Source organism: Faecalibacterium sp. Marseille-P9590 (genome assembly GCF_017377665.1).
Lineage (GTDB): Bacteria > Bacillota > Clostridia > Oscillospirales > Ruminococcaceae > Faecalibacterium.
In genome coordinates this window covers 118880-130144 of the sequence record NZ_JAFREF010000007.1, presented here as the reverse complement: position 1 = coordinate 130144, position 11265 = coordinate 118880, and the positions used below count along the sequence as shown (strand labels likewise).

At 53.6% G+C, this 11265-nt stretch carries 15 protein-coding genes and 1 pseudogene; 12 read left to right on the top strand and 4 right to left on the bottom strand.

The features are described from left to right. From J3349_RS09535 to J3349_RS09520, 4 genes and pseudogenes are all read right to left on the bottom strand, one after another. A partial coding sequence (locus J3349_RS09535; protein ID WP_207677251.1) for a relaxase/mobilization nuclease domain-containing protein occupies nt 1-893 on the bottom strand: 893 nt, incomplete at its 3' end. 53 nt (nt 894-946) lie between these two features. Continuing rightward, nucleotides 947-1222, bottom strand: a complete 276-nt coding sequence (locus tag J3349_RS09530; protein WP_207677245.1) for a hypothetical protein — start codon at nt 1220-1222, stop codon at nt 947-949. A gap of 107 nt (nt 1223-1329) precedes the next feature. Further along, on the bottom strand, nt 1330-1662 hold the full coding sequence (gene mobC, locus J3349_RS09525) for a plasmid mobilization relaxosome protein MobC (protein WP_207677244.1): 333 nt from the start codon (nt 1660-1662) through the stop codon (nt 1330-1332). Next, nucleotides 1659-4613: pseudogene (locus J3349_RS09520) on the bottom strand (SNF2-related protein); the annotation flags it as partial. The gene mobC and the pseudogene J3349_RS09520, both read right to left, overlap by 4 nt. Before the next feature lie 181 nt (nt 4614-4794). Here J3349_RS09520 and J3349_RS09515 point away from each other — a divergent pair. From J3349_RS09515 to J3349_RS09460, 12 genes are all read left to right on the top strand, one after another. Further along, nucleotides 4795-4938, top strand: a complete 144-nt coding sequence (locus J3349_RS09515) for a hypothetical protein (RefSeq protein WP_207677243.1) — start codon at nt 4795-4797, stop codon at nt 4936-4938. A 16-nt stretch (nt 4939-4954) separates the two neighbouring features. Further along, nucleotides 4955-5281, top strand: a complete 327-nt coding sequence (locus J3349_RS09510) for a hypothetical protein (protein WP_207677242.1) — start codon at nt 4955-4957, stop codon at nt 5279-5281. An 11-nt stretch (nt 5282-5292) separates the two neighbouring features. Further along, entirely contained in the window at nt 5293-5871 is a 579-nt protein-coding gene (locus J3349_RS09505) for a hypothetical protein (protein ID WP_207677241.1), read from the top strand. 4 nt (nt 5872-5875) lie between these two features. Further along, entirely contained in the window at nt 5876-6046 is a 171-nt protein-coding gene (locus J3349_RS09500; protein ID WP_207677240.1) for a hypothetical protein, read from the top strand. A 3-nt stretch (nt 6047-6049) separates the two neighbouring features. Continuing rightward, nucleotides 6050-6400 (top strand): hypothetical protein, encoded by a 351-nt coding sequence (locus tag J3349_RS09495; RefSeq protein WP_207677239.1) that lies wholly within the window; start codon nt 6050-6052, stop codon nt 6398-6400. Nucleotides 6401-6419: 19 nt separating this feature from the next. Then, the gene (locus J3349_RS09490; RefSeq protein ID WP_207677238.1) at nt 6420-7478 is read left to right on the top strand and encodes a hypothetical protein; all 1059 of its coding nucleotides are present in this window, start codon (nt 6420-6422) and stop codon (nt 7476-7478) included. A 61-nt stretch (nt 7479-7539) separates the two neighbouring features. Next, on the top strand, nt 7540-8013 hold the full coding sequence (locus J3349_RS09485) for a hypothetical protein (RefSeq protein WP_207677237.1): 474 nt from the start codon (nt 7540-7542) through the stop codon (nt 8011-8013). Between the two features lie 347 nt (nt 8014-8360). Then, nucleotides 8361-9530, top strand: a complete 1170-nt coding sequence (locus J3349_RS09480) for a reverse transcriptase/maturase family protein (RefSeq protein WP_207677236.1) — start codon at nt 8361-8363, stop codon at nt 9528-9530. After that, nucleotides 9463-9885 (top strand): D-Ala-D-Ala carboxypeptidase family metallohydrolase, encoded by a 423-nt coding sequence (locus J3349_RS09475; RefSeq protein WP_207677235.1) that lies wholly within the window; start codon nt 9463-9465, stop codon nt 9883-9885. Before J3349_RS09480 ends, J3349_RS09475 begins: the two co-directional genes overlap by 68 nt. Nucleotides 9886-9909: 24 nt before the next feature. Next, complete coding sequence (locus tag J3349_RS09470; RefSeq protein ID WP_242699600.1) at nt 9910-10311, top strand: hypothetical protein; 402 nt, start codon at nt 9910-9912, stop codon at nt 10309-10311. Between the two features lie 2 nt (nt 10312-10313). Further along, the gene (locus tag J3349_RS09465; protein WP_207677234.1) at nt 10314-10613 is read left to right on the top strand and encodes a hypothetical protein; all 300 of its coding nucleotides are present in this window, start codon (nt 10314-10316) and stop codon (nt 10611-10613) included. A 325-nt stretch (nt 10614-10938) separates the two neighbouring features. Next, nucleotides 10939-11190 (top strand): DUF6061 family protein, encoded by a 252-nt coding sequence (locus tag J3349_RS09460; protein WP_207677233.1) that lies wholly within the window; start codon nt 10939-10941, stop codon nt 11188-11190. Nucleotides 11191-11265: the final 75 nt, after the last annotated feature.

Genomic DNA, 11265 nt, shown 5'->3' with positions numbered 1-11265 from the left:
TTGTAGCGTTTCGCCCACCGTGCATAGCCTTCGCTTTTGCCCTCGGAGAGCTTTGACTGAATGTCCACCAACAGGTGGAACGGCTGCTCTTTCGGTGGTTGCTTCTGATGCGGGCGGTGTTCGGCTTCTCCGGCAATGACCGCCTTGATTTCATCTTCACTGTATCCTGCGCCCAGTGTCCGAAAACGGATAAAGCGTTTCTGCCGTGTTCCTTTGACCGAAGTGTACTTTCCCCGTTTGATTTCGTAGCCTTGCTGTTCTAGCTTTTGAAGGAAGCCCTCGAAACTTGCAGGTTTCTCGTTCAGCAGGATGTTGTCAATTACGGCACACAACTTATCTCGATTACTTTCTCTGGGTGGATAAAGGGTGCGCTTCTGCCGCTCCCGGTACGGCTTGATTTCAATAATAGACAGCTGATGTTCCAGACAAATCAGATCGCTCAACCGTTGCACAGCCAGCCCGGACAATAAAAAATCCCGGAATTTCCGGGTGCTGTCCAACGCAGTGGAGTTGTAGATAATGTGATTATGAATGTGTTCCCGGTCCGTGTGGGTTGCAACGATAAACGCATACTTGCCTTTGGTGAAACGCATTGCCAGCTCATAACCCACCTTGTTGGCTTCTTCGGCGGTGATCTCGCCTGGTTTGAACGATTGCCGAATCTGATAGGCGATCACATCGCTTTTCTGCCTGCGACCGGTGGCAAGTTCGTATTGGCGTTTGGAAAGCATAAATTCTTCATCCACGGTCAGGGGACTGCATTCGTAACTGCTGACCAGTTCGCCCTGCTGTGTCTTGTCCGGGTTCTGGGCGTAATCTGTTCGGCTTTTCAGGCAGGCCGCAACCGACTTGCCTTTGTTTTTGTGCAGCGCAATCAAGCGTGTTGCAGCCAGTTCTACCACCTCCCGGCAAAAAGAAAATGCCGCACAATGGCGGCATAAAAATTTTATAATTCTGCAATCCAACCGCTGAGCCATTCTACGGCTTCCACAATGACCGTTCCGGCGGTGATGAGCAGGAAGCATCCAAACTCCGCCACCAGCAAGATCAAAAACTGCAGCCACTCCCGGCAGTACAGCGTATAAAGACCGCAGCCGAAAATATACAGCATGGGCAGAGCCAGCACAAACGCTGACAGGTTCAGCGTCCATTTCAGCATCAGCGCGAGGAAAGCCGTAAGCAGCCAAACCGGGAAAACGATCATCTTAAAAACGAACCTCATATCCAGCACCTGCCTTTCTTTCGTCCCTATTATAAAGGTGTCAACCCCTGCGTTGCAAGGATGTCAACCCGTATGTACCCCGCAGCCCTCCAACTGCGGGGAAAATTTTAGAGTTCTGCCAGCCGGGAAAGGATCTGCCGACCAATGTCGATCAGCTCGTCCAGCCGCTGCCGCAGGTCCTCCATGTCGGCGGCGTAGACCCGACCATTTTCGTTAGCGGCTTTGGCATATTGGTTCAGGTTGTTGCTGCATACCTGCAAAAGATATGCCATGCGCCGCAGTTGCGGCAGGTCAAGGTTCAGGCAGTAGCCGTCCAGTGCCATCTTACGGATATAGGCACTCAGGCTTCGGATGCCCATGCCCAACATCTTTTCATAAATGCGGCTTTTCTCAGCTTTTGTTGTTCTCAGGATAATGATTTCATCCCGCTTTTCCCTCACCGGGCATCACCGTCCTTGTCGTAATAACTGCGGAAGGGCTTCACCGACTCCGGCTTGTCCGACTTTTCTTCCAGTGCTGCCAGAACCGAGGGGCGGCGAGGTGAATCCTCCTGTTCTTCCTCGTCCTGTTCCGGTTCGTGGTTTTTCTCGTCCACGTCCAACTGGGCATTCAGTTCCGCAAGCCGTGCGGACTTTTCTGCCAGTTCTTCCTCCTGTGGGAAGGGCTTTTCCACCTCAATCTGTGCCGCTGCCTGCTGCTGATGCAGGGTGGTCAGCTCGTTTTCGGCAGAAGTGATACGCTCCGGGAAGTTGTTCAGCGAATTATCCAGACGGATAATGTTGCCCAGAGGGTCAGTGCCCAAGGGTACCGTGTACTTCCGCTGCCCTTTCAAAAGTGCCTGATATTCACTGCGGTAGGTGTCGAACCGCAGGGACAGCTCAAAGCCCCGGTAGCTGCCGATGACTTTTTCTTCGGCGTTTGGCAGTTCAGAACAGGCAAGCACCAGACGCTCACCGGCGGTCTTTTTCTCGTCATAGGTTACACCCTTGATGACCATACCGCAGAACTCTTCTTTGCCCTGCGGGTGGGTGGCGGCAAGCTGTGCGTCCGCTTTCAGCCCGGCAATGTGGGCGTTCGTTTCCTGAATGTCAGCCGGGAACTTGGTCAGCAGCTTGTCTTGTAGACGGAACTTCTGGCTCTGGTGGTCGGCTTTCAGCACCTTCAGCTTTGCCACCTGCACATCCAAATCCATCTTCTCCTTGATGAGTGGATTTCCGGCGCACAGTGCCTTGATCTCCGCATAGGAAAGTGCCTGCTCGTCCACATCCTCGCAAGAGCGAACAGGAGATTTGCTGGTCATGATTTGGCTGATAAACCGCTGCTTATTCTCAAGGGTCTGCCATAAATAGGCATCAAATGTCCCTTCCGTGACGTAATTGAACACCTTGACTTCTTTATTCATATTGCCCTGACGGATGATGCGACCATTGCGCTGGGTCATGTCGCTGGGCTTCCAGCCAACATCCAGATGATGCACCGCCACAAGCCGGGACTGGACGTTGGTGCCCGCTCCCATTTTTACAGTGCTTCCGAGCAAAACTCGCACATCGCCAGAGCACACTTTGGAGAACAATGCCGCCTTTTTCGCTTCGGTGTCGGCGTTGTGGATAAACTCGATCTCATTCTCCGGCACACCGGCGGCAACCAACTTCTTGCGAATGTCATCGTAGACATTGAAGTTGCCATCGTTCTTTGGTGTCGAGAGGTCGCAGAACAAAAGCTGGGTCAGCTTCTGATCTTTGCCCTCCTCCCAGATCTTCAGCACATTCCGCACACAGACGTTCAGCTTGCTGTTGGGGTCGTCCGGCAGCATGGGGTTCATCAGGCGCACATCCAAGCCGATCTTTCTGCCGTCGTTGGTGACACAGAGCATATTGTCCACTGAGGCATCCACGGTGCCGGAGTGGATTTCTGCGGCACGTTTGCTCAGTTCCTGCACCATTTCCTTTTGGATGTCGGACGGTTTCGCCACCACGGTTTCAAACTTCGCTTCGGGCACAGGCAGATGGAGCTGGTCGGATGTTTTAATGTCCGCAACCTCCTTGAACATGGACATCAGTTCCGGGAGGTTAAAGAACTTGGCAAATCTCGTCCTCGCCCGATACCCTGTACCTTCCGGGGCAAGCTCGATGGCGGTGGTGGTCTCGCCAAAGGTGGATGCCCAACAGTCGAAGTGGGTCAGCTTTTTCTGTTGCAGGGTACTGTATTGCAAGTACCGCATGACCGTGTACAGTTCGGTCATGGAATTGCTCACGGGCGTACCCGTGGCGAACACCACGCCCCGGCCTCCGGTGACCTCATCCAAGTATCTACATTTCCCGAACATATCGCTAGATTTCTGGGCTTCACTGGTGGATAATCCTGCGACATTCCGCATTTTTGTGGTCAAAAAGAGGTTCTTGTAGAAGTGTGACTCGTCCACAAAGAGCCTGTCAACACCCAGTTGCTCAAAGGTGATTACATCGTCTTTACGCTCATCAGAGCGCAGCTTTTCCAGCTTGGTTTCCAGAGTTTTCCGGGTCTTTTCCATCTGCTTGATGGAGAAATTCTCGCCTGCATGGACTTTCAGCTCATTGATGGCGGCAAGCGTTTCATAAATCTGCTCCTGAATGATACGCTCCTGCCGCTCAAAGGACAGCGGAATGCGCTCAAACTGGCTATGCCCGATGATGACGGCATCGTAGTCGCCGGTGGCGATGCGGGCGCAGAATTTTTTGCGGTTGGCGGTCTCAAAGTCCTTGCGCCGTGCCACCAAAAGTTTGGCGTTGGGGTAGAGGTTCAGGAACTCCGAAGCCCATTGCTCCGTCAGATGGTTTGGCACTACGAAAAGGCTTTTCTGGCACAAACCAAGGCGTTTTGCTTCCATAGCGGATGCCGCCATTTCGTAGGTCTTGCCTGCACCAACTTCGTGTGCAAGCAACGTATTACCGCCATAAAGTACATGGGCAATGGCATTGCGCTGGTGTTCCCGGAGGGTGATCTCCGGGTTCATGCCCACGAATTTGATGTGGCTTCCATCGTATTCACGGGGACGAGTAGAGTTGAACAGCTCGTTGTACTGCTTCACCAGCGCAATGCGCCGCTGGGGGTCCTGCCAGACCCAGTTGGCGAAAGCATCCTTGATGACCTGTTGCTTTTGCTGCGCCAGCATGGTCTCTCGCTTGTTCAGCACACGTTTTGGCTTGCCCTCGGCATCCTCGATGGTGTCGTAGATGCGGACATCTTTCAGGTTCAGAGTTTCTTCCAGAATCTTGTAGGCGTTGGCTCTGCTGGTGCCGTAGGTCTCGGAGGAGATAATATCGCCCCGCCCGGTGGCAGTTTTGCCCTCCACACGCCATTCTGCAGTATAGGGAGAATATCTCACCTTGACTGCATGGCGCAGATAGTAGGGGATCGAGCAATACAAAATCCGCGACGACCATTCAGGAAAATGTAGAAAAAGCTGTGCAGGAATACCAGAACTGGCAGCGGAAAATAGGACGTGACATTGATTCCTCGGAACTCATCAAGCTGGTGCGAGAGGCAGGGGCGAAACGCCCGCGCCTGACAGCGCCGAAAGATGTGTCAATAGCATGAAAGCTACAATGACCGGAACGGAAACCTGCGCAAGTGACATTCCTGCGACGCTGGACGAAGTGCCGCTGGCAGTGGACGTGGAGGTTTCGGCAACCAAGTTCAAGGGAAAGAGGAGCGGCGAGGAGCCGTTTGTTCAATGAAAGGGGGTGAAAGATTATGGCAATGACGAGTTATGCACTGGGGCTGTACAAGGATTTTACCAAGCTTCGCGTCGCATCGGCCCGGTATAAGGTGGGCAGCACCTATAAGGCTGTGCCCATCGACAGCGTGGAAACCCTGAAAGATGGGCGGCTTGCGTTCTTCATGACGATCCCGCCCGGTGAGGCAGCCGGGGGCACCGTCACAGAGATCGCGCTTCTGGATACCAGTAAGCAGGTGATGTACACCAAGACGCTGATCGGAAATGAACAGATTGAATTCGAGGAGGCCGACGAGGGCGCATTACTGCGCGTCGCGTTGAACTTCAAGAGCGCCGACGTATAAGGAGGGTATCTATGTATTCGGTAAGAAAATGGGTTGACAGGGTAACGCAGTTTGTCAACCGCTTCAAAGAGACGAACAACTCTGACGGCTCCGTTACCCATGAGCGAGTAGATGGCGAGGTGCTGACCGTTGGTACTGCCCAGAGCGCAGAAAACTTCAACCACATGGAAGAAGGCATTTTGGAGGGCAGCTTGCTACTGGCGGAGCATACTCGTGTGATGAATGAGCATTGCCGCGATATTGAGGCAATGACCGGAGAAATGCACCTCATCTACCTGTACAACTCGGCAAAGTATCCGGCCAACAACTCCAAGAAGACCATCGCACTGAAACAGCAGCGCAACAACACCGACTACACCGTGAATGTCCGCGTTGTTTCTGCGGTGATGCCGAACGGCGTGGCGCTTGACGGCGACCCGGCGGGCACTGCTGGCAATATCATTGTCACAGACAAGCTGCTCAACGGCTTCAAGATTGCGTATACCGGAAACGCAAAGGAAGTGACCCTAGAAGTGGAGGTGCAGGGTGGCATGATCCCGGTCCCGGAGTATGAAGACGGTGTGGCCCCGACTGGGGAGGAAGGAGTGTAACCACATGGCAAATGTGATTATCAAGAGTGACGAGCGCAGAGCTTACGAGGCTCAGGTGGCCGAAAGTTTTGGCTGCCGGGGTACGATCAGCGCAGAGCAGCGGGAACAGGCGGAGATGATCGCCGCGACGACCCGCGAAATCTGCCGCGAGAACAACATGAATGGAGGGTACTGAGTTATGATTCAGGTGATCGAAAAAAATGAGGGCACCAAGCTGGGCTACGAACTGGTGGGTTCCAAGCTCTTTTTCGGCGATGATGAGATCATGGTGAACCTTGCCAAGTATGAGCAGGATTTTCCGGTGCATATCGACGTGGTGCGTAATTGGAGCGGCGCACTGGCTACGGTTATCGGCGGCGGTGATGATCTGTCCTATGCCGCACAGATCGACATTCCCGCCCGCGCTTATACCGAGACTGTTGAGAAGGTGCCCGCGCTGGACGGAGAAGGCGAGATGGAGCAGACCGTCAAGGAGCCTGTGCCGTTCGATGCGAGCCGCTGCATTCTGACCCTGTGGGCCATTGGCTGAGTGAAAGGAGCAATAAGCTATGACGAATTACGCTGATTTCAAGGCCGCTGTTGAGGGCATCAGCGGCGGCAAAAACACTGTGCTGCTGGACAAGTTTGGAAATCCGTCCGTTGTGGTGCCCATTGCAAAGATGACCTACAAGGACGTTGGCGCTGGCGATGATACGGTGCTTCCTGCGTTCAAGATCGACGGCGTGGAGAAGCCCTATTTCTGTCTCGGTAAATATCATGATACCCTCGTCAATGGTGTGCCTTGCAGTCTGCCCATGCAGACCCCGGCAGTCAACGTCAGCTTCGATGAGGCGGTGAGCCAGAGCCGCAGCAAGGGCGAGGGCTGGACGCTGGCGACCAACGCGATGTACGCTGCAATCCAGCTCTGGTGCCTTGCTAACGACTTCCAGCCGCGCGGTAACAACAACTATGGCTGCGACCATGCACACGCATGGGAAAAGGGCATCCCGGCCACCTATGGCAGTGACGGCAAAGTAAACCTGACCCTGACCGGAAGCGGCCCGGTGAGCTGGTGCCACAACAATGATCTGTCCGGTATTTGTGATTTGAATGGCAATGCGTGGGAGTGGGCCGCTGGTCTGCGCATTGTTGACGGTGAAATCCAGATCATTCAGCACAACGACGCCGCACTGGCAACGGCAGACCTGTCCGCATCGAGTACGCTGTGGAAGGCCATCACCGCAGACGGCAGCCTTGTGGCGCCCGGTACGTCGGGCACCATCAAGCTCGACTGGCGCAACAGCAAGATTACCCTCGTTACCGACGCCCTGACCGGAAAGAGCGACACTGGCCGTGGCACTGGCTTCACCTCTCTGGCAACCACGCTGTCTACTGTGCCGCAGATTCTCTATGGCATTGGCATGTACCCGAAGAACCCCGGCGGCGACTACGGCGGCGATGACATGTACATGATTAACAGCGGTGAACGCATCCCGATCCGGGGCGGCGGCTGGAACAGCGCTTCCAGCGCGGGCGTTTCCGAAGCGCACCTCGGCAATGTGCGCGGCAACCGCAACGGCGGCGTTGGGCGGCGCTCGGCTTTTGTGGGTTCCCTCGAAGAGGGGTAAACCGTGAACCGATGGGGCGGCGGTAGCCGCCCCAATATTTTGTAGGGCCTTGGGACTTGATATGAATAGCATTGAAAATGAAAAATTGCAGCAGATGAACACATCGAATGGCGGATACCGTCTGAAAGAAGCGGTAAAGGCGATGATTAAATACGCAAAGCCAATCCTGCGGGAATTTCCGAGAGAGGAAAAGTACGGCCTTGCCAAAAGAATCAAAGATACCATGTACGACATGCAGCACCTCTGCAATGAGATTCAGACAAAGTATTACAAGAAAGATACCTTGCGGGAACTCGATACCCTGCTGCTGGATTTGAGGGACTATCTGGATGAGGCGGCAACCCCGATACCGCGCAAGCAGGGGAGCAAGAAGAAGCACAAGCAGCAGGGCGACGGCCAAACGCCAGAGCTTCCGCCGCAACCGCTGGTGTGCATCTCGATGCACCAATACGAAACATGGAGCAAACACACCAAGGCAATCGGCGGAATGATCGGTAACTACAAGAAATATGTGGAAGGCAAGCAGACGAAATAGGCTGCTTGCCTTTTTACATATAGCGGTACATTTTGTACGGCGCCGGGGTCTGACCGTCAATTACGCATCCCGATCCGGGGCGGCAGCTGGAACAACACTTCCAACGCGGGCGTTTCCAAAGTGAACCTCAACAATGTGCGCGGCAACCGCAACGGCAACATTGGGCGGCGCTCGGCTTTTCCCCACAAGAGAATGTCAGCTTATGAACAAAAGGTCTGGGCTGCATTACATGGGTAAAAGGGGTCAGAATCCGTCGTGTGGCGCCGGGGAGAATGGCCGGAGTATCTTCACCGCCCGGCAATCTGGTGGAGAGTGGCCGAATATGTCACGGACGCAGAAAGGCAAAAATGAAAACCTACAATAATATCTTCGTCCAAGTGGCGGACTTTGAAAATCTGATGCTGGCGCACAAACATGCTTGCAAGGGTAAACGAACCCGCGATGAGGTGCTGGTGTTTGAGCAGAAGAAAGCGGAGTACTGCATCATATTAAAGAATCGCTTGGAGAAGCAGACCTATAAGGTAGGGGCGTACCGAATCTTCTGGATCAGGCGCCCGGTGCTGCGCATGGCGATGGCGCTACACTACCCTGACCGCGTTGTGCAGTGGGGGATTTACCAGATCGTTTTCCCTATTTTTGACAAAGGCTTTATACCGGACAGCTATGCTTGCCGCAAAGGCAAGGGCGCACATGCGGCGCTGGATCATCTGCAATATTGGATGAGACAGGCGGACAGGGGCGGCCCAGCCTACACTCTGAAACTGGATGTTTCAAAGTATTTTTATCGCATCGACCACGAGATTCTTTTGAGGATCATCGGGAAGAAAATTACAGACCCGCGCATGATGTGGCTTTTCCGCGTGATCCTGCATAGCGACCAAACCAAATTTGGCTTGCCGGAGGGGATGAGCGCAGATGAGGTGCCGCCGGAGTGCCGATTGGAGGACGTGGGCGTCCCCATTGGCAACCTGACCTCACAGATGTTCGCCAATATATACCTTGATACCTTGGATCAGTTTGTGAAACACACGCTGCACATCCACTGGTATATCCGGTACATGGACGACATTATTATCGTCGGGCACGACAAGCAGGAGCTTGCCAGAATCCGGGATGAGATCGGAGCGTTCCTGCGCCGGGAGCTAAATTTGGCCTTGAACAGAAAAACCAGCATCCAGCCATTGAAGCAGGGCGTGGAGTTTGTAGGAATGAAGGTGTGGCCGACACACCGCCGCCTACGACACGCCACAATCCGAGGCATTAAGCTGCGGCTGTCGCAAGTGCTGGCGGAATATGAGGAAGGAAAGATCACGGAAGAATCCGTTGAAAGAACCATCGGGAGCTATCGCGGTGTTCTGAGCCATTGCGAGTGCATGAGCTTGCGGCATAAGCTAAATCAAACGTATGGGAAATTCTACGAGATCAAGAAAGAACGAGGTAAAAAAGAACATGGCAATCAAGACGTACAGTTTGAAGAAGGATGGGAAGACCTATCTGGCACCCTGCTTTCAGGTTAAGGAATTTGTCTGCAAGGCATCTGATACCATCCTGATCGACGATGAGTTGGTGGTGCTGTTGCAGTGCATCCGGGAGCATTTCGGTGCGAAGGTGCATATCACGAGCGGCTACCGGACGGCGGCCTATAACGCGACCCTGCCCGGCGCCAGCAGCAACAGCCAGCACATTCGGGGCCGGGCCGCAGACTTTTGGGTGGAGGGCGTGACGGTGAACGCCGTGGCTGACTACGCCGAAAAGCTCCTGCCCGGACGCGGCGGCATTGGCCGTTACCCGAAAGATGCAGCACACCCGAAGCGCGTGACAGGCTGGGTTCATATCGACACGCGGCCCAACAAGAGCCGCTGGAAAATGTAAAGAGAAACAAACGGAGGTATCATCATGGAAATTCTGAAATCCTTCCTCATGGCATTCCCGGCGTGGCTGTCCTACATCTTTATGGTAGTAGGCGTGGCTGTCACTGCCCTGTTTGCGGTGCGGCTGGGCTACGGCGCCGTCATCGCCAAGACGGCCTACAAGTGGATCGAGTGGGCGGAAGTCAACATTGTCGGCGGAAAGATGGGAGCTGAGAAGAAAAAGCTGGTCATCGACACCCTGCGCGAGATCACCCCGGACTGGCTCGATTGGGCGATCAATGAAAAAACCCTTGACTGGATCGTGGAAGTCGTCTTCAAAATCAGCAAGAAGAAGCTGGCCGCGTACATGGAAAAGAAGAACCGTGAAACCACAACTGTGGCCCACTTCGGTCAGGCGGGGGAGGACGGCAAGAAGCCGGGGGTATAACGATGATTGAAACGACGGTGAAGTATATCCTCACATGGGTTCTTGGCCTGACTACGAGCGGACTGGGCGCCTTGTGCGTGGTGCTGATGAAACGTATTAAGGCACAGAGAAAAGGTCTACTTGCGCTGCTGCATGATCGGCTGTATCAGTCGTGCCGCTATTATCTGTCCAAGGGTGCTGTTGATGTGGACGGATTGAAGAATCTGGAATATGTTTATAACAGCTACCACGATTTAGGCGGTAACGGCACAGGTACAGAGCTGTATCGGAAAGTGAAAGCACTGCCTGTTATGGACGACTAAGCAAAGCTCCCCGTTGGTGATCCTGAACCGGATCGCTGGCGGGGAGCTTTTTGTTTGCAAGAAAATTTAGGTGAGGCGCTTCCATCGGGCGGGCAAATAAAATTCAACGAGCATAAAATATTTATTGCACACATAAAGTGAATGATTCGCCTGTAGATGCGTCAGGTGGACCAAACAAAAATAATCCGAACTTGTTTCCGATAGGAGATGGGTTCGGATTATTTGTTTTCTTCGGAAAACTCAATATGGGTGTCCGTGGAAGATGAAATCCGAAATCATAGATTGACCGACATAAGCTACGACATGATTTCAGGAGGACGTGAGCATGAAGTACGATGCAAGAGCCTGCAAATTTAATATGGACACTGGCTACGTGGAGCTGCTGCTCCGGGATGAAAGAAAAATTTCCATCAATTGCACCGGGGTCGAGGATGCGCTGGATGTGACCATGGCGCAGAGGTCAGAACTGGATTATCTCATCTACAATGACCCGCTGGGCTATGCGGATTTGATTCTGAATGGCGACCCGGAGGAATATTTGAAGAATATGACTGGAAGCCATGGACTAGAAATCTGAATGAATGCTGGACATTACCGTTTTTTGCGCTGGTGATGCCCGGCATTTTTTAGTGTTGCCCGATCAATTTTAATG